This window comes from Paenibacillus kribbensis (assembly GCF_002240415.1).
Classification (GTDB): Bacteria; Bacillota; Bacilli; order Paenibacillales; family Paenibacillaceae; genus Paenibacillus; species Paenibacillus kribbensis.
This window is the reverse complement of sequence record NZ_CP020028.1, coordinates 2,232,265-2,255,348: the sequence shown is the minus strand read 5'-3', so window position 1 is coordinate 2,255,348 and position 23,084 is coordinate 2,232,265. Positions and strand designations below refer to the sequence as shown.

Annotated in this window: 25 protein-coding genes; 3 read left to right on the top strand and 22 right to left on the bottom strand. The window is 47.4% G+C overall.

Annotation, left to right across the window (positions count from 1 at the left end):
• Positions 1-6 precede the first annotated feature (6 nt).
• Both lpdA and B4V02_RS10120 read right to left on the bottom strand, forming a co-directional pair.
• Positions 7-1,428, bottom strand: a complete 1,422-nt coding sequence (lpdA, locus tag B4V02_RS10125) for a dihydrolipoyl dehydrogenase (protein ID WP_094154677.1) — start codon at positions 1,426-1,428, stop codon at positions 7-9.
• Between the two features lie 86 nt (positions 1,429-1,514).
• Positions 1,515-1,727: a hypothetical protein gene (locus B4V02_RS10120; RefSeq protein ID WP_208618714.1), complete on the bottom strand. Its 213-nt coding sequence runs from the start codon at positions 1,725-1,727 to the stop codon at positions 1,515-1,517.
• 228 nt (positions 1,728-1,955) lie between these two features.
• Here B4V02_RS10120 and B4V02_RS10115 point away from each other — a divergent pair, with 228 nt between their 5' ends.
• On the top strand, positions 1,956-2,552 hold the full coding sequence (locus B4V02_RS10115) for a thymidine kinase (protein WP_007430906.1): 597 nt from the start codon (positions 1,956-1,958) through the stop codon (positions 2,550-2,552).
• Positions 2,553-2,688: 136 nt separating this feature from the next.
• Positions 2,689-3,465, top strand: a complete 777-nt coding sequence (locus B4V02_RS10110; protein ID WP_094154675.1) for a sporulation protein — start codon at positions 2,689-2,691, stop codon at positions 3,463-3,465.
• Between the two features lie 89 nt (positions 3,466-3,554).
• On the opposite strand, the gene B4V02_RS10105 is transcribed toward B4V02_RS10110, so the two are convergent.
• The 3 genes from B4V02_RS10105 to B4V02_RS10095 form a co-directional block, all read right to left on the bottom strand.
• A complete protein-coding gene (locus tag B4V02_RS10105) occupies positions 3,555-3,965 on the bottom strand; it encodes a hypothetical protein (RefSeq protein WP_094154674.1) in 411 nt (136 codons plus the stop codon).
• A 174-nt stretch (positions 3,966-4,139) separates the two neighbouring features.
• Entirely contained in the window at positions 4,140-5,840 is a 1,701-nt protein-coding gene (locus tag B4V02_RS10100) for a methyl-accepting chemotaxis protein (RefSeq protein WP_094154673.1), read from the bottom strand.
• A 124-nt stretch (positions 5,841-5,964) separates the two neighbouring features.
• Positions 5,965-6,579: a TetR/AcrR family transcriptional regulator gene (locus tag B4V02_RS10095; protein ID WP_167383752.1), complete on the bottom strand. Its 615-nt coding sequence runs from the start codon at positions 6,577-6,579 to the stop codon at positions 5,965-5,967.
• 194 nt (positions 6,580-6,773) lie between these two features.
• On the opposite strand from B4V02_RS10095, the gene B4V02_RS10090 reads away from it, so the two are divergent.
• The gene (locus tag B4V02_RS10090; RefSeq protein ID WP_094154672.1) at positions 6,774-7,532 is read left to right on the top strand and encodes an SDR family oxidoreductase; all 759 of its coding nucleotides are present in this window, start codon (positions 6,774-6,776) and stop codon (positions 7,530-7,532) included.
• Between the two features lie 113 nt (positions 7,533-7,645).
• On the opposite strand, the gene spo0A is transcribed toward B4V02_RS10090, so the two are convergent.
• The 17 genes from spo0A to accB form a co-directional block, all read right to left on the bottom strand.
• The gene (spo0A, locus tag B4V02_RS10085) at positions 7,646-8,449 is read right to left on the bottom strand and encodes a sporulation transcription factor Spo0A (RefSeq protein ID WP_094154671.1); all 804 of its coding nucleotides are present in this window, start codon (positions 8,447-8,449) and stop codon (positions 7,646-7,648) included.
• A 216-nt stretch (positions 8,450-8,665) separates the two neighbouring features.
• Entirely contained in the window at positions 8,666-9,820 is a 1,155-nt protein-coding gene (spoIVB, locus tag B4V02_RS10080) for a SpoIVB peptidase (RefSeq protein WP_094154670.1), read from the bottom strand.
• 123 nt (positions 9,821-9,943) lie between these two features.
• Positions 9,944-11,662 (bottom strand): DNA repair protein RecN, encoded by a 1,719-nt coding sequence (recN, locus tag B4V02_RS10075; protein ID WP_094154669.1) that lies wholly within the window; start codon positions 11,660-11,662, stop codon positions 9,944-9,946.
• Positions 11,663-11,708: 46 nt separating this feature from the next.
• Positions 11,709-12,158 (bottom strand): transcriptional regulator AhrC/ArgR, encoded by a 450-nt coding sequence (gene ahrC, locus B4V02_RS10070; protein WP_007430915.1) that lies wholly within the window; start codon positions 12,156-12,158, stop codon positions 11,709-11,711.
• 16 nt (positions 12,159-12,174) lie between these two features.
• Positions 12,175-12,651 carry a hypothetical protein gene (locus B4V02_RS10065; RefSeq protein ID WP_094154668.1) on the bottom strand — a complete coding sequence of 159 codons (477 nt, stop codon included), beginning with the start codon at positions 12,649-12,651 and terminating at the stop codon, positions 12,175-12,177.
• Between the two features lie 148 nt (positions 12,652-12,799).
• Positions 12,800-13,651 (bottom strand): TlyA family RNA methyltransferase, encoded by an 852-nt coding sequence (locus tag B4V02_RS10060; protein ID WP_007430917.1) that lies wholly within the window; start codon positions 13,649-13,651, stop codon positions 12,800-12,802.
• 78 nt (positions 13,652-13,729) lie between these two features.
• Positions 13,730-15,628 carry a 1-deoxy-D-xylulose-5-phosphate synthase gene (gene dxs / locus B4V02_RS10055; protein ID WP_094154667.1) on the bottom strand — a complete coding sequence of 633 codons (1,899 nt, stop codon included), beginning with the start codon at positions 15,626-15,628 and terminating at the stop codon, positions 13,730-13,732.
• A 107-nt stretch (positions 15,629-15,735) separates the two neighbouring features.
• A complete protein-coding gene (locus B4V02_RS10050) occupies positions 15,736-16,659 on the bottom strand; it encodes a polyprenyl synthetase family protein (RefSeq protein ID WP_007430919.1) in 924 nt (307 codons plus the stop codon).
• Positions 16,631-16,891, bottom strand: coding sequence for an exodeoxyribonuclease VII small subunit (xseB, locus tag B4V02_RS10045; protein WP_094154666.1), 261 nt, complete (start codon positions 16,889-16,891; stop codon positions 16,631-16,633). Before xseB ends, B4V02_RS10050 begins: the two co-directional genes overlap by 29 nt.
• Complete coding sequence (xseA, locus tag B4V02_RS10040; protein ID WP_094154665.1) at positions 16,881-18,245, bottom strand: exodeoxyribonuclease VII large subunit; 1,365 nt, start codon at positions 18,243-18,245, stop codon at positions 16,881-16,883. Before xseA ends, xseB begins: the two co-directional genes overlap by 11 nt.
• Before the next feature lie 12 nt (positions 18,246-18,257).
• On the bottom strand, positions 18,258-19,115 hold the full coding sequence (gene folD, locus B4V02_RS10035; protein ID WP_094154664.1) for a bifunctional methylenetetrahydrofolate dehydrogenase/methenyltetrahydrofolate cyclohydrolase FolD: 858 nt from the start codon (positions 19,113-19,115) through the stop codon (positions 18,258-18,260).
• 37 nt (positions 19,116-19,152) lie between these two features.
• On the bottom strand, positions 19,153-19,602 hold the full coding sequence (gene nusB, locus B4V02_RS10030; protein WP_068499346.1) for a transcription antitermination factor NusB: 450 nt from the start codon (positions 19,600-19,602) through the stop codon (positions 19,153-19,155).
• Positions 19,603-19,736: 134 nt separating this feature from the next.
• Positions 19,737-19,970: a DUF2273 domain-containing protein gene (locus B4V02_RS10025; protein ID WP_007430925.1), complete on the bottom strand. Its 234-nt coding sequence runs from the start codon at positions 19,968-19,970 to the stop codon at positions 19,737-19,739.
• Positions 19,971-19,985: 15 nt separating this feature from the next.
• Positions 19,986-20,525: an alkaline shock response membrane anchor protein AmaP gene (gene amaP, locus B4V02_RS10020; RefSeq protein WP_007430926.1), complete on the bottom strand. Its 540-nt coding sequence runs from the start codon at positions 20,523-20,525 to the stop codon at positions 19,986-19,988.
• 73 nt (positions 20,526-20,598) lie between these two features.
• Positions 20,599-21,012, bottom strand: coding sequence for an Asp23/Gls24 family envelope stress response protein (locus B4V02_RS10015; protein WP_007430927.1), 414 nt, complete (start codon positions 21,010-21,012; stop codon positions 20,599-20,601).
• A 125-nt stretch (positions 21,013-21,137) separates the two neighbouring features.
• Positions 21,138-22,481 carry an acetyl-CoA carboxylase biotin carboxylase subunit gene (gene accC, locus B4V02_RS10010; protein ID WP_094154663.1) on the bottom strand — a complete coding sequence of 448 codons (1,344 nt, stop codon included), beginning with the start codon at positions 22,479-22,481 and terminating at the stop codon, positions 21,138-21,140.
• Positions 22,482-22,542: 61 nt separating this feature from the next.
• Positions 22,543-23,034, bottom strand: a complete 492-nt coding sequence (accB, locus tag B4V02_RS10005) for an acetyl-CoA carboxylase biotin carboxyl carrier protein (protein WP_094154662.1) — start codon at positions 23,032-23,034, stop codon at positions 22,543-22,545.
• Positions 23,035-23,084 lie beyond the last annotated feature (50 nt).

Sequence of the window (23,084 nt, the reverse complement as noted above, 5' to 3'; positions counted from 1 at the left end):
AATGGTTTATATGCCGATTGCCCGTCCATCAACCGCCAGCATCGCTTCTCCCAAAATCTCCGACAACGTCGGATGCGGGTGAATAAGCTGTCCGACTTCCCAAGGCGTAGCATCCAGTAATTGTGCAAGGGCCGCCTCGCTTATAAGGTCCGTCACATGCGTACCGATCATATGTACACCGAGAATATCATTCGTTTCCTTGTCGGCAACAACTTTGACGAATCCGTCCCGACTACCGTATACGAGCGATTTTCCAATAGCTTGAAAAGGGAACTTTCCTGTTTTCACCTGATGTCCCCGCTCACGTGCCTCTTGCTCCGTCAAGCCGACACTCGCTGCCTCAGGACGTGTATAAATGCAACGCGGAATCAGATGATTCGGTACGCTGTGAAAATCTTCGCCCGCCAGGTGGTGAACCGCCTGCAAACCTTCATGACTCGCCGCATGCGCCAGCTGTAAGCCCCCGATGCAATCCCCGATTGCATAGATATGCGGTTCATTCGTCTGTAAATGCTCATTAACCGAAATAAAGCCACGCTCTACCCGAATATCCGTATTTTCCAGTCCGATATTTTCCACATTCGCCTGACGTCCCACTGAAATGAGCAGCTTGGAGGCGCTGAGGGTTTCGGTTTCATCCCCTTTTTGCACGTCAATCTGTATGCCTTCCCCATCCTTGCCGTATGTTTCGGCCAGCACCTGCGAGCCCGTCAGCACCTTAACCCCACGCTTGGTTAACAAGCGCTGCATTTCACGCGAAATATCCTCATCCTCGGTTGGAATAAGGCGATGGGCTGCCTCAACTACGGTAACCTCCACGCCAAAATCATTTAGCATGGAAGCCCATTCCACACCAATGACACCTCCACCTACGATGATTAGCGACGCAGGTAATTCTTCCAGCATCAGCGCTTCGTCACTGCTTAAAATAAATTCGCCATCCGGCTCCAATCCCGGCAGCACACGCGGGCGTGATCCGGTCGCAATCATGAGATGGGCAGGAACGACCGTCTCCATCTCACCATCTTCCAGCTCCACAGCTACTGCACCGCTTTTTGGTGAAAAAATCGACGGTCCAATCACGCGTCCCTTGCCGCTCAGTACCGTGATTTTATTTTTGCGCATCAAAAATTGAACCCCCTGATGCAGCTGCTCTACCACGGCTTCCTTACGCTCCTGTACTTTAGGGAACACAAGCTGCGCACCCGACGTCTCGATGCCATATTGCGCACTTTCCTTAATGGTTGCATATACTTCCGCGCTGCGCAGCAAAGCCTTGCTCGGAATACAGCCACGATGCAGACAGGTTCCGCCAAGTTTGTCCTGTTCGATAATAACGACTTCCTTGCCGAGCTGGGCTGCGCGAATCGCCGCCACATATCCCCCGGTTCCTCCACCTAAAATAGCGACATCACAATGTATAGTCATGCTTCTCCTCCATTAACTATGATTATATATAGCTTATTGTACTCTCTTTATTTCTCTATACAAAATATAGCGTTTATGCACACAGCTCATTCATACAGCGCATCCCGCAATTTGGTAGACATCCTTGGGTTTTGAGCTGATTTGGCTCGCAACGCATTGCGATACGACTCATTTTGCTTGCGCAGCAGTTCCAGCTCTGTCTCCAGTTCAGAGATCAACTCTTGTGCTTGCAGGCTTATCAGCCCTTGCTCCAGCAATGTACTTTTTCTGGCACTATAATCCGTAGCTTTTTGGTTCATGCCTGTCCCCTCTTCCCTTGTTTCCACTACACTTCACCATATCATGCCCGTGGCAACAGAGCAATGACACCACATTCACATTCAATAACAGATATACACAAACATGTCGAAAAACAATATATTTTCTCTGGTCTGCATGCTGCTCATTATGGTAATCTATAATGGCTTTTTCTTTCGGAAATGATGATTCACAGCGTTATGCGCATGATACAGAGAGGGGAATTCGCGTTGCCTACAGGACGAATTACGATTATTACAGGCCCCATGTTTAGTGAAAAATCCGGTGAATTGATTCGCCGCTGTCAAAAACTAATCCAATACGGGCACCGCAAGGTGATTGCATACAAACCGGCTGAAGATAACCGCTATGCCACGGACGAAATTGTAAGCCGTATCGGATATCGGCTGCCTGCTATTTCTATTCCAAGAAAACTCACAGATGAGCTGGTTCAGCGTATTTTAGAAGAAACGAAGGAAGCCGACGTGGTCGCCTTTGATGAAGTCCAGTTTTTCAGCCGTCATATTATGGCTCTGATACAGGAGTTGGCTTATTGTGGCAAACACGTCATTGCGGATGGCTTGAATCTGGATTACCGGGGCAAGGAGTTCGGCTATATTGGCGGTCTGCTTGCCATGGCGGATGACATCGAAAAGCTGACTTCTTTTTGCGCCGTATGCGGCAGCTCGGAGGCGGTATTTACCCAACGGATGGTAAATGGAAAGCCATCCACAGTAGGACCCATCGTGATGATCGGCGACTCTGAGGCCTATGAGCCGCGCTGTCGCAAATGCTTTATACCGCCTCATAAAGTAAACTGCGATTAGTACGCGATCACCCATGACTTTTTCCTGCATTTTTTTGGAACGAATGGAGCGACCAGCCCGTATATTCGGTTAAGCTGTACAAGCTTCTAGTTTGTCGTTTGTATACATGACCATGAGATTATCGGGGGGCGTACTTATGAGTTTTTTCAACAAAATCTTAGCAAGCGCAGGAATCGGATCAGCCAAGGTCGATACATTGGTGGATCAAGCCGTATATGTGCCAGGGGAAGAGCTCAGTGGCATCATGCGTATCAAGGGCGGTAAAATTGATCAGGAAATCGGCAAAATCGACATCGAGCTCAAAACAGAATATATCGTAGAGCACGATGATAAAAAAACCATCACCACCTGCTGTATCACACGGGTCAAGGTGTCAGACGGCTTTCATTTAAAGCAAGGACAGGAGCTTGAAATTCCTTTTTCCTTCCAGCTTCCGCTGGAAACCCCTGTCACTCATGCCAAGCAGCCTGTGTGGCTGGAAACGGCATTAGATATCGACATGGCTTTGGACCCGACTGATCGTGATTCACTTAAAATCGAGCCGCATCCTTATATGAGTACGGTATTTGAGGCGGTTCACCTGCTCGGCTTCCGATTCCGTTCCTCCACCTGCGAACGTCATCCTAAGCTGGGACGCGGTGTTCCGTACGTGCAGGAATTTGAATTTGCGCCTGGACCGGAATATGCACGCGATATCGAAGAGCTGGAGCTGATCATGCAATTGGAACCCGAAGGCGTGCATGTGCTTGTCGAAGTAGACCGTAGAGGCAGAGGATTATCCGGCTGGCTGGAGGCTGCCTTTGATATGGACGAGCGTCACGCCTGGTTGAGCTTAAGCCGTGAAGAGTTATCCTATGGTCCAGATCACATTGCGGATGTGCTGGAGGAATTGATCGACAGACAGCTTCATTAAAATAAGCGAATGCAATCCCAAAAAATCCCCACCGTTAACTACGGCTGGGGATTTTTAACTATACTCTTGGTTGTCGACATCTATATAGACTAAAGTGGCAACATATCCTGTCTTTCTGCCTTAATCCTGCACTCCTTGCATGCCCCGTAGAGGGAACCGTTATCGTCGGCATAAAAGATTAATTTGTCTTCTTTTCTACAAAAGGAGCATTTTTGCTTACCCCTGTGCTGTATAGGATCAGACAGCCCAAACCCGGATTGGGCCTGCCTGCCTGTTGCTTCTGTCGTCGTGCTGGAACCAGAGGGAGAGGATACCTTAAACTTGGATGTGTTCCCAACACGAGGCTGTCGGACAGACTTGCGAGAGCGAAATTCAACGACATTGCTGCCTCGCTGTTCGTTCAATTGTTTTTTGCTGTTGCGACCACGCCATGTCATAACAATCCATCCCAACGCCACCATCAATACGCCGATGATCACCCAAGTTAAGCTATTCCACATGTTCTCACCCCGCCTTTGCTTTTCTTTTGATCACACTCCAGCCCGCATCATTATTTATCATTATATCATTGAGTGAACACAATCACCATATTAAGGAAAAGGGGGATATGGCAGAAAAAGCCGCTCTACAATAGAGCGGCTTTCCCCTGAAACTAAGTAATAATAGCCTTCAAATTATACTTTGAATTTGCCGATTTGCCCTTGCAGATCCTCTGCCATCGTAGACAGGTTTCTTGCAGATGAAGCAATTTCCTCCATCGAGGCCAATTGCTCTTGAGTTGCAGCAGACACGTGCTGTGTACCGGCTGCAGCTTCCTCGGCAATTGCCGAAATTTGCTTGACAAAACCAACAATCTCATCGGTACTTGCAGACATCTGCTCCGAACCAGCAGATACCTCTTCAATTTCGCTTGCCACTTTATTCACGGTTTCCTGAATCAGTTCAAAGGATGCACCTGCATTTTGTACAACTTCCCGACCTGTCATAACATCCTGCCCGTTGGCAGCTACCGCCTCAATCGCATGTGCGGTATCCTTTTGAATCAAGCCCACAAGCTCCGTAATTTGTTGAGCAGAATGAGCCGATTGTTCAGCCAACTTGCGCACTTCGCCTGCAACTACGGCAAATCCGCGACCGTGCTCTCCTGCGCGGGCCGCTTCAATGGCGGCGTTCAGAGCAAGAAGGTTGGTTTGACTCGAAATATTGGTAATTACATCAATTATTTTGCCAATTTCATCTGAACGTTCTCCCAATCCAGCCATCAGACCTGCCAAGCTATTCATCGAGTCATTCACAGCATTCATTTGCGTAACAGCCTGCTGAATCATCTGATTACCCTCAGCTGATTTGTGAGCCGCATCCTGAGCTGATGCAAATACATTTTGCGCACGAATGGCAATTTGTTCTACACCGATGGACATTTCCTCGATAGCCTGGGACGACTTGGTCACCATATCCACCTGGTTGCCCGTTCCGGTAGCTACTTCTTGTACCGTTTCGGTTATTTGTGCAGAAGCTTGGCTATTTTGCTCTGCGCTGGCCGTCAATTCCTCTGACGATGTGGTTACCATTTCAGTAGTCTTACCAACCGATTGAATCAGTTGGCGAAGGTTTTCAACCATTGTATTAAAGGAAAGGGCCAACGTACTAATCTCATCCTTGCCCTTCACAATGATAGCCTCACTTGTAAGATCACCCGATGCAATGCTTTCAGCAGCACGACTGATTCGCAAAATGGGTTTAGAAATAATCTGGGCGATGATGATTGCCATAATCAGTGCCAACACAACGGCAGCAATACTCAATATGATGACTATTTGTCTACCCGAGATAAAGTTGTCAACGGCTTCTTGCGTAATCTGTTTTGAACCGTCCGAGTTCAACTTGATAAGTTGATTGATCGTGTCGTTCGCACTATACCATAGCACATAGGACTCTTTGTGCAGAATGCTGGATTGAACATAATCGTTAGCTTTCCCTGCCGCGATCACCTCTGGCAACTTATCCAGATATTCTGTATATTTTCTGGAGAAATCCTCGTACATTTCACGTTCTTTAGGAGTGGCAATTAATTTTTCATATGTTTTCCGGTCGCTATCCATCTTTTTCAAAACATTATCGTACTCCGCCAGGACCTTCTTCACTTCTGCCGGGTCGCGTTCTACAATAATATTCAAGGAAAGCCGTTCTACATCAGAGATATCGCCGTTCAGCGTTCCCAGGATCGTTACACTAGGCATCCAACGGCTATCGATTTCCATCGAATTATCACCCAGGTTTTTCATTTTTGAGATGGACACTAAGCTAATGACGATCAATAAGACAATAACCGCAAGAAAACCCAATAACAATTTCGCTCGGATGTTAAATTTCATATTTTCGCTCCTCAATCTCTTTTTATAATAGATATTATATCGACAAGAATCGACAGTTTGTTTATATCAAATTTAAGAGATCTTCAGAAATGTTTCCAATAGGAAAATGATTTTTTCGTGTAGGTTAGTGCATCTGATTTGGGTTAATTTTATAAACTACGTTGAGGCTATTATATTTCATAATCTCCAGCAATTGTTCTGCCATATAGCGAGGGGAGTGCTGGAAATCTTCATTCACCCACTCTATGATCATCCCCAGAATAGCATAAGCATAATAACTAGACTGAAGTTCTTGATTTATATGATTATTCTGCTGTGTATTTACAAGATCCTGTATTGGAAGTTTTTTAAGTTCATTACAAATCTTTGTCTGGACTCCTGGAAGCATATCTGTTTTCAACACAATTTCATAAAAATTTGCATACTGCGCAATATGCTCGAAGATTTTAATGGTGGAAGCCACCATGTCTCCCACTACAAAAGTTTCAACCTGACGGTAAGGTTCCCGATAGGAATCAACTAGATCCAGTAGAACCTCATCAATAACCTCTCCCAAAAGATCTTCCTTGTACTGATAATGCTTGTAAAATGTCCCTCTATTGATGTCTGCCTGCTGTACGATATCCGTTATGGTTATATCCTTCAAATCTTTTTCTTTTAGAAGGCACACTAAAGATTCCCTCAATAGTTTTTTCGTTCTTCGAATACGTTTATCCTGAACTAATGTTGGATCAGTCATGCGGCACCACCATTATTTTAAATTTTATATACACATAATAGATATACTGTTCAAAAAGCAACAATTTGCTGCTTGTTTGCTGATTGTGGTTCATTCATTTCTTTGATTATACTATAAACAGAGGGGAATGATACTTAGTAAACAGGTGTTCGATAAAGTACATTGCACATGACTGAACATGCGGAGGGATCATCATGAAACTTCAAGGTAAAGTTGCCGTAGTCACAGGAGCTGCCTCTGGGATGGGCAAGGAAATAGCCATTTTGTACGCTAAAGAAGGGGCTAAAGTCGTTGTATCTGATATCCATTTAGATGCGGCCAACTCAACCGTAGCAGAGATTGAATTGTTTGGCGGAACTGCTATTGCTATTATAGCGAACGTTTCCAAAGAAGCAGATATTCAAAATCTAATTGATACCGCCGTAAGCACGTATGGAACGTTGGATATTTTAGTTAACAATGCGGGGATCATGGATAATTTTGTTCCGGCTGCTGATTTGACCGATGAGCTCTGGGAACGCATATTTGCAATCAACAGCACCGGACCTATGCGTGCCATTCGAAAGGCACTTCCTATTTTTACCGACAAAGGCACTGGGGTCATTATTAACATCGCTTCCCTGGGAGGGTTGCAAGGCTCTCGAGCGGGAGCAGCCTATACTGCAGCAAAACATGCTGTTGTCGGCCTAACTAAAAATGTAGGCTTCCAATATGCTAATAAAGGTGTACGGTGTAATGCTATTGCTCCCGGCGCTGTAATTACCAATATTGCAGCTTCCATTAACGAACCCAATGCATTTGGTATGGAAAGAGCGATGGCTGGGCAAAACCTGACTCCTAGGGCTGGGGAGGCCGAAGAAATCGCGAAGGTCGCTCTCTTCCTCGCATCAGATGATTCCAGCTTTATAAATGGAACTGTGATTACGGCTGATGCTGGTTGGTCCGCTTACTAAAAGAATGTAGTTAAACAAAAAACCAGTCCAACACAAAAGTGTCGGGCTGGTTTTTATGGTTATGCTACGATTTTCGGGCACAGTGTTTCTTACTCTTCATGCATTTAGCCTGTTCAGGACACCTTATTCTCAATCCGCAGCTTATCTGCCACCATTGCGATGAACTCTGAGTTGGTTGGCTTGGATTTGCTGATGTTAATGGTGTAGCCGAAAAGGTGGGAAATGCTGTCGATATTTCCACGTGTCCATGCTACCTCGATCGCATGACGAATGGCGCGTTCCACGCGGGATGCCGTCGTTTTGAATTTTTCGGCGATTGCCGGATATAATGTTTTGGTGATCGCACCTAAAATTTCGATATTATTGTACACCATCGTAATCGCTTCGCGTAAATATTGATAGCCCTTAATATGAGCGGGTACACCGATTTCGTGAATGATGGCCGTAATACTTGCGTCCAGATTTTTGGTCTTACCCATCGGCACAACATTGGAACGCATGGATGAAACGGTCACCGGACTGTTGCTGACTAGCTGTGGCCCCACCAATTGGCGAACACGGTTGGCAAGCACTTCCATGTCAAACGGCTTTAAAATATAATAAGATGCCCCGAGCTGTACGGCTCTCTGTGTAATATTTTCTTGACCGAATGCAGTCAGCATGATGATTTTCGGCTGTGGAGTCAGGTTCATTTCTCTCAAACGCTCCAATACACCGAGACCATCCAGATGAGGCATAATAATATCTAAAATAAGTACATCAGGTATGTTGCGGGATTCTGCGATGCGTTGAAGCACTTCTTCACCGTTATAGGCGATTCCTGTAACTTCCATATCCTCCTGATCGGAAATATATTCGGCAAGCAAATTCGTAAATTCCCGGTTGTCATCAGCCAACAATACCTCAATTTTTTGCAATGTACTTCCTCCTTATTGAGTGTTATTCCGTTGGGATTTCTATTTACAGTATATAAATATTTCTTGTCGGAGTATATGATTTCGACATCGAATTATGATTTCCTTCTGTCGAAAATTATTTTTATTTATTTTTTTTATCGTTTCCATTATAATTAAATTTTTATCTTGCTTTTATGAGCTAATTCCCTGCTTTTCGACAAAAAAATCTTAGGGCCACTAGCTCGCCTTAAGATTGTTTGTCATGCTCACATTATTTTGCATGATGCCTGCATCACGCAGCATCCATTCGATAAAGCAACCGTAGCCAGATTTCGGATCGTTTACAAATACATGTGTCACTGCCCCGATAAGCTTGCCATTTTGAATAATTGGACTACCACTCATGCCTTGTACAATTCCACCCGTTTTCTCCAGCAGCTTTGGATCTACAATACGGATCACAAGTCCTTTGGTTGCCGGTTTGTCCTGTTGAGAAATGTGTACAATCTCTGCTTGAAACCGTTGAATCTGCTGACCTTCGAGGACGGTCAATATTTCAGCGGGTCCTTCCTTTACTTCATTGGCAAGAGCCACAGGAATGGGCTTTGAATATAAGCCATATTTCGGCTCATCGGACATTTTCCCAAAAATTCCGAAGTTTGTATTACGTTCAATGTTGCCTAATATCCGATGATCTTTGAGAAAATGAGCGCGTTTTTCCCCTGGCTCCCCACTTTGGCTTTTTGCAATTGATGTCACATTGGACTGCACAATCTCTCCACTCCCCACGACAATAGGGGTTTGAGTATTCATGTCGGTAATTACGTGTCCCAAAGCACCGTAAACACCCTGATCAGGAGCGTAAAACGTTAATGTACCTACACCCGCAGCCGAGTCTCTAATGTACAATCCTAGCCGCCACGCTTTATCATCTGAATCATAGGCTGGTGTTAGCTTGGTCGTAAGGGTCTGCTCTCCTCGACAAAGCGTAATGTCAAGCGGCTTTTTGTTCTTACCTGCTTCGTCTACCGCCTCTGCAACTTTCGCCAGGCTATCCAGCGGCTTGCCGTTCATATGCGTAATCCGGTCCCCTAAACGAATTCCTGCTGTCTCTCCAGGTGATACCTTGCGATCATGACTTTCCTGGATGACATGGTGACCGACGACAAGCACTCCTGAGGATTTTACCTTGACCCCAATCGTCTGTCCTCCCGGGTATACTTTTAAATCGGGAATCACGCTCTCTTGAGCTGTTCTCGTGCTTTTAGAACCGAACCAATCCAAAGAAGCTTGTGGAGGCAGCGCTGCATGCACATACGTAGCGTTACCGATAGAACACATAAGAAAAACAAGCAAAAGACCGAGCAATTTGATCCTGGAGTAAAAATTCAATGGCTGTCACGCTCCCTTTGCTTCTTTCGCTTGACGAGTAAAGGTGGTCGCCAATTGCGTACCTATAAGGTAACCTTGCCCCCAGGCTTTTATAACTGTTAATCATTACGCCAGCCGCTCTTTTCAGGCTTTCTTTCCTTCCGCCAAATTCAACATTTCCTGTGCGTGATGCAATGTTTTTTCGGTAATTTCTACGCCGCCCAGCATACGTGCCAATTCCTTGACACGCCCTTCTTCGGTTAATCCCTCAATTTGTGTCATGGTCCGTCCATCATAAACGTTTTTCTCAATTAAATACTGGTGATCCGCCATACATGCCACCTGCGGTAAATGAGTAATGGAAAATACTTGGCAGACAGAGGACAATCGATACAGCTTCTCGGCAATGGACTGAGCCGCACGACCACTCACTCCGGTATCCACCTCATCAAAAATGAGTACCGGAATTTGATCATGACGAGCAAAAATGCTCTTCATTGCCAACATAATACGTGACAATTCACCGCCTGAAGCAATTTTGCCAAGTGGACGAAGCGGCTCGCCAGGATTGGGAGAAATAAGGAATTCCGCATTATCAATCCCTTGCTTGGTAGGTCTTACACGAAGTCCTTTATATTCATATCCTCGTGGATCTTCAATTGCATCAATACGCACCTTGAGTGACGTTCTTTCCATTTGAAGGTCTTTTAATTCTTGCTCCACTTGCTCTGCAAGCTCTTCCGCGCAAATTTCACGTGCTTCCGTAAGCTCTTCCGCAATTTCCAGCAAATCCGCAAGCAGCTGATCTCGATTTGCAATCAATTGCTCCAGTCGTTCATCCTTATTTTCCAGCAGGTCGGTTTCCTGCTCAATACGGCTATAGTATTCCAAAATCTGCTCGATACTATCACCATATTTTCGTTGCAGCCCGGTAATTTGATTCAAACGTTGTTCTACTTCGTACAGCTTCCCCGGATTAAATTCAATATCCTCACGATACGAACGTAATTGAAATGCTGCATCCTCCAACTGGTAAAAAGCTGATTGAATCTGCTCGGCAATAGGCTGAAGGCTTTTGCTGTCGTAGTTTTGGACATCATTTAGTCTGGACAATACATCATTGATCACGTCCAGTCCACCTCTGCCGTTTAGCAATTCGTAGGCTCCTGATATCCCATCCATCATTTTCTCACTATGGGATAGCTTGACCCGTTCTTCTGCCAATAATTCATCTTCCCCCAATTTCAGCTCCGCTGCAGCGATCTCTTCCAGTTGAAATCGGTACATATCCAATAGCTGATAAGCCTTCTGGCTGGAACTTTGCAATTCCCGTACTTCTTTTTCGGCCTTGACAAAAGCATTGTAGCGCTCTCGATACAACGCTTTGACCGGACCAATGACCGTATCCCCGAACGTATCCAAGAGCGCCAGGTGACGATCTGCACGCAGCAAGCTTTGATGTTCATGCTGTCCGTGGATATTGACTAGCTGCTCCCCTACCTCACGCAGCATCGTTAAATTAACCATTTGCCCATTAATTCGTGAAGAGCTTTTCCCTTGGACTGTGAGTTCGCGACGAATCAGCAAATGCTCCTCCGCATTGGCTTTAATGCCTTGCTGCTCCAACGTACTCCACACTGGATGATTGGCAGGTAGTTCAAACAAGGCCTCCATCTCTGCTTTATCACACCCATAGCGCACAAGATCGGCAGAGCCTCTACCGCCTGCAATTAGACCCAGCGCATCGATAATGATGGATTTACCAGCACCTGTTTCTCCACTCAAAACGTGAAAGCCTTTAAAAAAATGAACATCAACAGCTTCTACAACTGCCAAATTTCGTATAGACAAAGTGACCAGCATCGTTCTTTCACCTCATGATGTACAAATTAAAACGCCTGATTTGCAATTAGGAAATGAAGCCCATAAGACGATTCACGATGGCTTCGCTGTTCTCTTCCGACCGACAAATAATCAGAATGGTGTCATCCCCACTAATCGTACCCATAACCTCAGGCCATTCAATGTTGTCCAGTAAAGCAGCAATGGAGTTGGCTGTTCCCGGCAGACACTTCATCACAATCAGATTTGTTGTGTGATCAATATGCAAAAAATTGTCAACCAACGTACGTTTCAGCTTCTGCACCGGATTATACCGCTGATCTGAAGGCATCGAATATTTATATCTGCCATCATCCATTGGAACCTTAATGAGCAGCAGCTCCTTAATATCGCGTGATACAGTGGCCTGAGTCACCTGAAAACCAGCCTTGCGCAATGCTTCAACCAGCTCATCCTGTGTCTCAATCTCCTGTTGTGAAATAATTTCCCTGATTTTAATATGTCGTTGACCCTTCATATAATCCTCCTGTGGATTAATCTTCATATTCCTCTTCTTCGAGGTCTTCCATTAATGTAATAAGGCGAATACTTTGCTCGTCCGTATCGACGTACAATACACCCGCGCATCCCGGATAGAGTAGCAAATACGGCAAGAGCCTGTCCCGCAATTCAGGACCGCTCCACTGAATTGGTTTCTTCCGGCGTGATGTTGTAACCATATATGTCGAACCGTTTCGTACAGCCACGTAGTCTATAAACAAACGACTATACACGGTATTTCCATTCACTTTAAAAGCAAGCGGTATTTTCATTTTTCCGCCCACCACTTCATAACCTGCTTTTTCAAGCAGGTCCACGGCGGGGCCTTCGTCCAGCTCCTCGTTAATCGGTATCGTCTTTAATACAAGTGGTTCGGGCTCCTCTAACCATGCACGCAGGCTGTATAAAGCCCATATTGCTAATATCACCCCGATCACAACAATGATAACCGTATCATATCGTGTGTCCATGAATCGATCACCTCATGGACATATTCTAGGACAAGACGTAAAATTCCTCTATACTCCTCATTATAGGCGAACGTGAGTTCGATAATCAATCCCCCACACCAAAAAGGGGTTCCCTTAAGTTCACCGAACTCATGAGAACCCCTGAATGTTACTTGCGCGACGGGCCATTGTTAAAAGTCTGACCTGCTTCCTGAACGGTACGCTCAATCAGTGAACTGAAATCGTCGTTCTCCAGTGGCAATTTTGCAACCAGAGCCTCGTCCAAACGCCAATGCGCCAAAAATTCAATATTGCCCTCTCCACCTGTAATCGGAGAATAGGCCAAGTCTTGCAGCGAGAGGCCAAGCTCTTGCGCAAACAACAGGATGGTCTGCAACACTTCTTTATGCGTAGCAGGGTCACGGACTACACCGGATTTTCCAACCTTTTCACGGCCGGCTTCAAATTGCGGCTTGATCAGAGCTACAATATCGGCAGGTTGTTTCAGCAATGCAAGCAGCGGAGGCAAAATAATGCGCAACGAAATAAAAGAAACATCAATACTTGCGAAATTTGGAACAGGACCGTTCAAATCCGCAGGTGTCATATACCTGAAATTTGTTTTCTCCATGACACATACCCGTTCATCATTACGAAGCGACCAGTCCAATTGATTATAACCGACGTCAATCGCATATACGTATTCCGCTCCATGCTGAAGCGCACAATCTGTAAAACCGCCGGTGGATGAGCCGATATCCAGCATCGCCCTGCCATTCATGTCGAGCGCAAATTGGCGAATGGCCTTTTCCAGCTTCAATCCTCCACGGCTTACATACGGATGCACCGATCCCTTAACTTTAAGCTCACTGTCGCGTGGCACCTTCATACCCGCCTTCTCGATCCGCTCGCTGTCCGCCAGCACTAGACCTGCCATGATAGCGGCCTTGGCTTTTTCCCGGCTTTCAAAAAAGCCTTGTTCTACAAGCAATACATCAATGCGTTCCTTCGGAACAGACATGTTAATCTCCCTTTAGGCAGCCAAGCTGCTTTTGTCATACTTTTTTTGTAATTATTCTCGTCTTCGCTCCAGGTTCCCTTATACCGATTGTCCCATGCCATAAGCCGGCTCTGCAGTCCATTGACGAAGCTTGAGGCACACGGCTTCAGCGGTGAGCCCCACTTCAGCACGCTGCTCTTTAATGGAGCCATGCTCCACAAATATATCAGGAATCCCCATTAGACGCACCTGTGCATTTTGAATTTCTTCTTTCGCATAAAATTCCAGCACAGCGCTACCCAAACTTCCCGCTTCGGAAGCTTCTTCCAGAACGATCAGCTTCGTATGCTGGCGGGCCAGTTCACGCAGCATATCCTCATCCACAGGCTTGAGGAAACGGGCATTGACGACACCTACCTGCAGGCCTTCTCGTTTCATCGTCTCCGCAGCCTCCGTCGCCACCTGAAGCATCGGGCCTGAAGCAATTACAGCGTAGCCCTCACCCTTGCGCAAAAGCTCCCAACTGCCAATCGGTATGGCTTTCAGTTCCGAATCCAATGGCACACCCACCACATTAACACGCGGATAGCGATAAGCAATTGGGCCATCATCGTAGTCCAGCGCTGTTTTCATCATATGGCGCAGCTCGTTTTCATCCTTAGGCATCATAAGCACAAGATTAGGGATATGACGTAAAAATGCCACATCGAACACGCCATGGTGCGTTTCCCCGTCAGCCCCGACAAAACCGGCACGATCAATCGCAAACATCACATTCGCATTATGACGGCAAATATCATGTACAATCTGATCGTAAGCACGCTGCATAAAGGTGGAATATACCGCAAATACCGGCTTTAGTCCCTCCATCGCCAATGCGGCACACATGGTAGCTGCATGCTGCTCGGCAATGCCGACGTCAATCATCCGTGTAGGGAACTCCTCACTGAATGGTACCAGTCCAGAACCACCAGGCATAGCAGGCGTAACCGCTATAATGCGTTCGTCCTGTTCAGCCAGCTCAATCAGCGTCCGTCCGAAGATTTCCGTGTACATGGGGTTGCCCACAGCCTTAAGCACCTGACCGGATTCAATTTTGTACGGACTGATTCCGTGCCACTTGTGTGAATCTGCCTCCGCAGGCTTGTAGCCCTTGCCCTTAGTGGTTACGACATGCACCAACACAGGACCTGTGACGTTATCGGCCTGGTGGAAGGTTTCGATCAGCTTCGGCAAATCATGTCCGTCGACCGGACCAAGATACGTAAGACCCAACTCCTCAAACAGCACGCCAGGCACCATCATATATTTAAGACTGTCCTTGACACGGCCAGCCGATTTGGCAAGTTTACCGCCAATAGCGGGTATTTTTTTCAACAAAACTTCGAGCTCATCTTTGGCCCGCAAATAGTGACGATCTGAGCGGATTTTGCTCAAATAATTATGCATGGCCCCAACATTCGGCGCTATCGACATTTCGTTGTCATTCAGAATGACCATCAAATTTTTACGTTCATGACCGATATGGTTCAACGCTTCGAAGGCCATGCCTCCGGTCAACGCTCCATCCCCGATCACCGCAATAACTTTATTGTCCTCGCCCTTCAAATCTCGTGCCAATGCCATTCCCATCGCCGCTGACAGAGACGTGCTGCTATGACCGGCTTCCCAGACATCATGCTCGCTCTCGCTTCTCTTGACAAATCCACAAAGTCCATCACGCTGACGAAGAGTATCAAACCGGTCCATTCGCCCTGTCAATATTTTGTGCACGTAGGCCTGATGTCCAACGTCATAAATCATCTTGTCCTTCGGACTGTTATAGCAGTAATGCAGGGCGATTGTGAGCTCAACCACTCCCAGATTCGATGCCAGATGCCCCCCAGTCACGGACAGCTTCTCAATCAAAAAGCTCCTGATTTCCTCGGCTAGAGAAGCCAACTCCTCAACCGACAGTGATTTCAGATCGCCTGGTTGCTTTATGTGTGGAAGCAGCACGCATATCTCCCCGCTTTCCTTCAAGTTTGTGTGTAAAGTTAACAAATATTATATCATACTTTATGACCTTGCTTAAACGCAGACAAGTCAAAGCAGCTTTAACCGCACTAATGATCACGCTTCATCAGGTAATCCGCAATCTCCAGCAAACGCGACGAATCCGGTATACCGCCTTCTATTAACGCTTTTTTGGCAGATGCCGTAAGCTTCTCCACTTGCTGCTGGGATGCTTCCATACCGATAAAAAACGGATAAGTTACCTTTTCCTGTTCAACATCACTTTGTGTTTTTTTACCCATTTTGCTCTCATCGCCTATGAGATCCAGTATATCGTCCTGAATTTGAAAAGCCAGACCCAGGTCGCGTCCAAATTGGCGAAGCGCTTCTAATTGATTCTTGTCCGCTCCGCCGATTCGTCCACCTGCCAAGAGGGAGAAAATGATCAAATCAGCGGTTTTATGGAGATGGATATACTCCAGTTCCTCGATACCTGTCAACCCCTGCTCGCCGGACATATCCGCGACCTGGCCACCTACCATGCCCCGTGCTCCGCTCATTTCGGACAGCTCCTCTACGATGGACAGTAGCGCATCGGATGAAACCCCATGACGCCGACCTGCTTGTACGACGCTGTAAAAGGCATGGGTCAGCAGCGCGTCTCCCGCAAGGATAGCAACCGCTTCGCCATATACCTTATGATTCGTCAGCTTGCCCCGACGGTAATCATCATCATCCATAGCTGGCAAGTCATCGTGAATGAGGGAATACGTATGTACCATTTCTACTGCACATGCCACCGGCAACGCAGCCTCCCTGCTTCCGCCAAATGCTTCGGCAGCCGCGATCACAAGCAGAGGCCGCAGACGTTTTCCGCCTGCGGTGAGTGAATAATTCATAGATTCTCGAAGAACTGCAGGAATATTCCAATGGGCCGGGAACTGCTCGGTTAACGCAGACGAAACCGCGTCTGCCGTCCCGTTCAAATACTCCTTGAATGACGGTCTATTCAACCCCTTCACCACCGTTTTCATCCAATCCGCCGCCGAAAGGCTTCTTGCGCAAATTTCCATCCTCTTCCACGATCATTTCAATTTTACGTTCGACCTGTTCCAGCTTCTGGCTGCAAAGCTGAGACAGCTTCATGCCGCGCTGAAACAGATCAATGGCTTGCTCCAGAGGAACGTCTCCGTGCTCCAGTTGCCCGACAATTTCTTCAAGAGCGGCCATCGCCGCTTCAAAATTCAGTTCCGTTTCATTCGCCACCGTGCTTCGCGTCCTCCTTCATTCCCCATACTTGACAATCCAACTGCCCGTCACTCACTTTAATCCTGATGGAATCTCCCGGCTGTACGTCTTTGAGCGACTTGATCAGCCGTTTTTCCTGCTCATCATATACCAGGCTGTAGCCTCGGGCCATGACCTTGAGCGGGCTCAGCGCATCCAACTGGCGAATGCCCGCATGCAGTTGCTGCCGTCCCGATTTCGTAATCGCACGTATCGCTGACTCCAGCTGACGCTGCGCCATATCCGTCTGCTTGCGTGCCGAACGAATTTGTTCACGCGGATTAAAACGCTCCAGCACCTGACGCATACGCGCGTTTTTTTCCGCGTTTAAGCGCGCACGGTGGCCTGCTGCACGGATTAGCCGCTGCTGCAGCATGTCCATTCGTTCCGCATGCTGCAGCATGTAACGGCGCGGATGCAGCAGCACCGGCGAACGCTGGAGCCGGGCTAAGCGTTCACGGCCGGTTTCCAGCCGCTGCCTTAGAGCGTTGCGCAACCGCTGCTCTCGCTGGAGCAGCTGATCCCGCAGCTCTCCCTGATGAGGCACAGCCAGCTCGGCCGCTGCGGTCGGCGTAGCGGCACGCAAATCGGCCACAAAATCGGCAATAGTAAAATCCGTTTCATGTCCGACCGCCGAAATAACCGGGATGACCGATGCATAGATGGCGCGCGCAACGGCTTCCTCGTTAAACGCCCACAGCTCTTCCAGCGAGCCGCCACCCCGCCCGACGATCATCACCTGCACCTCCTGCATGCGATTCATGGCTTCAATCGCCTTGACGATGGAGGGGGCAGCCCCTTTGCCTTGTACAAGCACAGGATACAGGACAATTCCCGCCTGCGGGTATCGCCGTTGAAGCGTCGTGATAATATCCCGTACAGCCGCCCCGGTCGGCGATGTAATCACACCAATCGTTGCCGGGTGAGCCGGCAAATTGCGCTTGCGAGCAGGTTCAAATAAACCTTCGGCATCCAGCTTTTGTTTGAGCTGCTCGTAAGCAAGATACAGGCTTCCGATGCCGTCGGGCTGCATTTGGGTCGCATAAAATTGATATTGTCCATCCCGTTCGTACACGGATACGTTTCCCCGGGCAATAACACGCGTACCTTCCTTAGGCACGAAAGGGAGTCGCTTATTATGGGTCGCAAACATAATCGAACGTATGCGGCTCCCCTCATCCTTGAGCGTAAAATACATGTGACCACTCGAATGATGCGTAAAGTTAGAAATTTCCCCGCGTATCCATACGTCGGACAGAACCTGATCCGATTCGAGCTTCATCCGGATATAACGATTCAGGTCCTTTATGGAGTAAATACGCTGTTCAGCCACAGGCAGTCGCCCTTAAGCCAAACCGTGCGACCGCTTGGCCGCTACGAGCGTATTTTGCATCAGCATCGTTATCGTCATTGGGCCTACTCCGCCGGGAACAGGCGTAATCGGACCGGACACTTGCTTCACGCTCTCATAATCAACGTCACCCGCCAGCTTTCCGTTTTCTAGACGATTCATTCCAACATCGATAACTACTGCACCGGGCTTTACGAACGAAGCATCAATAAAATTGGCTTTGCCGATGGCAACAACCAAAATATCCGCTTGCCGGCTTAACTCGGCAATATTCGCTGTGCGGGAATGACACATCGTTACTGTAGCATTTTCCCGCTGCAACAATAATGACACTGGCTTACCTACGATATTACTGCGACCAATAACCACCGCATGTTTACCCGCTATTTCTACCCCTGTACGCTTAATCAGCTCAATCACTCCAGCGGGAGTACAAGGCAGCAGGCTATCGTCACCGATAACCAGATTGCCTACGTTTACCGGATGAAATCCATCCACGTCCTTCTCCACGGCAATAGCATCAATGACCGCTTTTTCATGAATGTGCTTGGGCAGCGGCAGCTGCACCAAGATTCCGTGAATATTGCTTTGGTGATTCAGCTTGTCCACCAGCTCCAGCAATGCTTCCTGCGAAGTATCCGCTGGCAGACGATGAACCTCGGAATAATAGCCGAGATCATGGCACGCCTTTTCCTTGTTTTTAACATACACCTGCGAAGCGGGATCTTCACCTACCAGTACAACTGCCAATCCGGGTTGAAACTGGTGATCTTTCAGACGAATGACCTCTTGCTGAATGCTTGCGCGAATATCCTGAGAGATTTGTTTACCATCAATGATCGGTGCCGACATGTTTAACCACTCCCCAACCTGATTCAGTAGTTTCAACTTAAAAACGTGCTTTTAGCTGCTCCAGCTCTTGTATCACCCGACCCAGCACACCATTAACAAATTTGCCCGACTCTTCGGTACCAAAATGCTTGGACAATTCGATGGCTTCGTTGACTGCTACCTTGGCTGGAACATCCTCACGGAAAATCATTTCATATACGGCAAGTCTTAATATTTGACGATCCACGCGTGAAAGTCTGCTGATCTGCCAGCCTTTAAGGTAATCCACCAACAGCCCATCAATGGCTTCTTTGTGTTCCCACGTACCGCGCACATGCTCCAAAACGTACGATCTCAACGCTGCTGCGTTTTTAATGACAACTTCCGCTTCGTTCTCCTCAGCGGCCTCCTGAAGAAGCATGTCCACCGCTGCTGCTGCATCCACTTCATTCATTTCCATATGGTACATGCTTTGTACCGCTAATTCCCTCGCCAGACGTCTTTTCATGCCCTGCCTCCTACGCTTGCCTGTATCTATTTTTCATTTTAACCATTTTCACAAAAAAACCTGTGAACGCATCCTCCAAAACGTTGGGCGCAAAGAAGCTACAGCTCTATTTTGGAGAACACGTATCACAGGGTTCATTTAAAAGGACGCCAACGCTGCGACAGCCAGTCGCTCCATTCCTTCCAAGGGAGGAGGGAACCGAGCGCTGAATCGCTACGTCTTCCTAGCGTGTATCCGATGAACACCATCAATGCAAAGAACAACATATTCCAAAAGCCTGCCCACAAATAAATAAAACCAAAAAAAATACCGGCCGTAATCCCCGTGATCCGGCCCTTGTAACTTCCCCATATTTCTTTCCAGGGCATCAGGGAAAATCACCTCTATTCCACACGACTCTTAAAGCTTGGTGACTGAGAAACATTAGCGATGTACACCGATACATTGGACACAGGAATGCCTGTAATTTCTTCCACATGATCGTGTACCCCTTTTTGTACCTCGGAGGTTAACACCGGAATGGATCTTTCCCCGTCTACAACCGCCCGAATCGTAATATCAAGTCCCGATTCCAGCACGCGAACACGTGCCTTCAAATCCTGCATCCCACGAAAGCGGGATGACGCTTTGAGACACAGATTTTCAATGGTATCCACCGAAATCTGAATGTCGCCGTATTCCGTTCGTTGATCAATAGAATGCTGCACAGACTGGCTCCGGCGAATAGAGATATAAAAAACCCGGAGACTCAATAGCAGCAGAACTCCTGCAATGATCAAGCTGGCAAACCATACGACTCGCTCATCCTCAATACTTATAGCATACGGAATGGCCCCGCTCAGGAGGAGGATGGCGAGAATGGAAATAATTCCGATACTCAAGCTGTATAAGAACAGCAGAAGTCTGTCCATAACTTTGGCCACGAAACGCACAGCCTCCTTAAATTAGAGTAAACCCTCGACCCAAAAGGGTCGGGGGTTTGTACAAAGTATCGCTCTATTTAACCCGTCCGGCGCCCAGAACTTCCGGCTCTTCTACTTTTTCGGCACTTTTGAATTGAACATCATGAATTTGCACGTTCACTTCAACAACGTTAAGTCCTGTCATCGTTTCAATGGAACGCTTAACATTATGCTGAATAGCAGCAGCCACCTCAGGCAGACGGTTACCGTACTCAATAATAACGGAGACGTCTACAGCCGCTTCACGCTGTCCGACTTCCACTTTCACACCTTTAGACAAATTTTTGCGGCCCAGCAGCTCGGCAAATCCGCCGGCAAATCCGCCACTCATTCCCGCCACGCCTGGCACCTCAACGGTAGCCAGTCCGGCAATCACTTCAATCACTTCCGGGGCAATCTGAATCTCCCCAATTTCTGTACGTTCGAATTCGGTTGGCACTGTGCTCATACCTTCAACACCTTTCGGTCAAAATAAGTTTCATTCCAGCTTTGGATATCAAAGCAGACATGCTCACTTATTATCCATACTATATCATTTGGCGTTCATTATGACAAACGGAGGAAATATACCGATTAAACTTCGTTTTCCTCCAAAAATTTAATATCAAAATCGCCTTTAATAAAGGTCGGATGCTCCAGCAAACGCTGATGAAAAGAAATCGTTGTTGGTATACCCTCAACAGCAAACTCAGTTAAAGCCCGCTTCATTTTGGCAATTGCATCCTGCCGTGTAGGTGCCCACACAATCAGCTTGGCGATCATGGAGTCATAATAAGGAGGAATGCTGTAACCCGGGTAAGCTGCGCTGTCTACGCGCACCCCAGGACCGCCTGGAGGCAGATAAAATCCGATTTTCCCCGGTGCAGGCATAAAATTGCGATCCGGGTCCTCGGCGTTAATACGGCACTCTATCGCCCATCCATTGATGACCACTTCTTCCTGTGTAAAGGACAACGGATGCCCTTCAGCGACCGAAATCATTTCCTGGATCAGGTCTACACCGGTAATCATCTCCGTCACGGGATGCTCTACCTGAATACGTGTATTCATTTCCATGAAGTAAAAATGATTGTCCGGACCAAGCAAAAATTCCAGCGTACCTGCACCAGAGTATTGCACAGCCAAAGCTGCACGAACCGCTGCCTGACCCATTTCTTCACGCACATCCGGTGAAAGTACAGGACATGGCGCTTCCTCTAATAACTTCTGACGGCGGCGCTGCACAGAGCAGTCGCGTTCGCCCAAATGCACGACATTGCCGTGCTTGTCCGCTATGATCTGAATTTCCACGTGCTTCATACCGGTCAAATATTTTTCCAAATACACACCCGCATTGCCAAACGCTTTTTGCGCTTCCTGCTGGGCAGTAGTAATTTGCTGAATGAGGTTATCCTCATCCTCGGCAATACGAATACCCTTACCGCCGCCACCAGCAGTGGCCTTGATAATCACAGGATAACCAATATCGCGTGCGATGCTAATCGCATCCTGCAAATCCTCGACAAGCCCGTCCGAACCCGGAATAACCGGAACTCCGGCATCCTTCATCGTCTGCTTGGCTACGGCCTTGTCTCCCATTTTGTTAATCGCTTCGGGAGAAGGACCAATGAACGTAATATTGCACGATTCGCAAATTTCAGCGAAGTCGGCGTTTTCCGCCAAAAATCCGTAGCCTGGATGAATGGCATCACATTCAGTCAAGGTAGCAACACTCATCAGGTTCGTAAAATTCAGGTAGCTGTCCTTGGACAGTGTCGGTCCAATACAGTAGGCCTCGTCTGCGAGACGCACATGCAGCGAATCCTTATCGGCTTCCGAATATACGGCAACCGTTGAAATATTCATTTCGCGGCAAGCGCGAATGATGCGAACCGCAATTTCTCCACGATTCGCAATCAATACTTTTTGAAATGTCATGACTTTATCCTCCCTGGGAGCAGTCTTGTTTGGCCCCCGAAAGAGGGCTCAAGCAAGCTTCTTACTCCGGTTTCACAAGGAACAATGGCTGGCCATATTCGACCAGCTGTCCGTTTTCGGCCAAAATTTCCACAATTTCGCCCTTCACTTCAGCTTCCAGCTCGTTCATCAGCTTCATCGCTTCAATGATACATACCGTTGTTTTATCGCCCACTTTGCTGCCGATACTCACATACGGAGCCGCATCCGGGGATGAAGAACTATAGAAAGTGCCTACCATCGGAGATACGATTTTATGTAGATTGCTTGCATATTCCTTGGTTTCCCCAGCAGTTGCTTGTCCAGCATCGGACTGTACTTGTGGATTTGGAATAGCAGCTTGTGGTGCCGCTGTATAAGCAGGTACTGCCACAGGAGCCTGAACTGTAACGATCTCGCTCTTGCCCGGTTTGCGGATCAACAGGCGAGTTCCTTCATTTTCAATTTCAAGCTCATGTACAGACGTTTCATCCACCAGCTTGATCAATTCCTTAATCTCGCTTAATTTAAACATCTCTATTAATCACTCCTTCAGCATTTTGCCGGTTGCTGATAACATTGTTG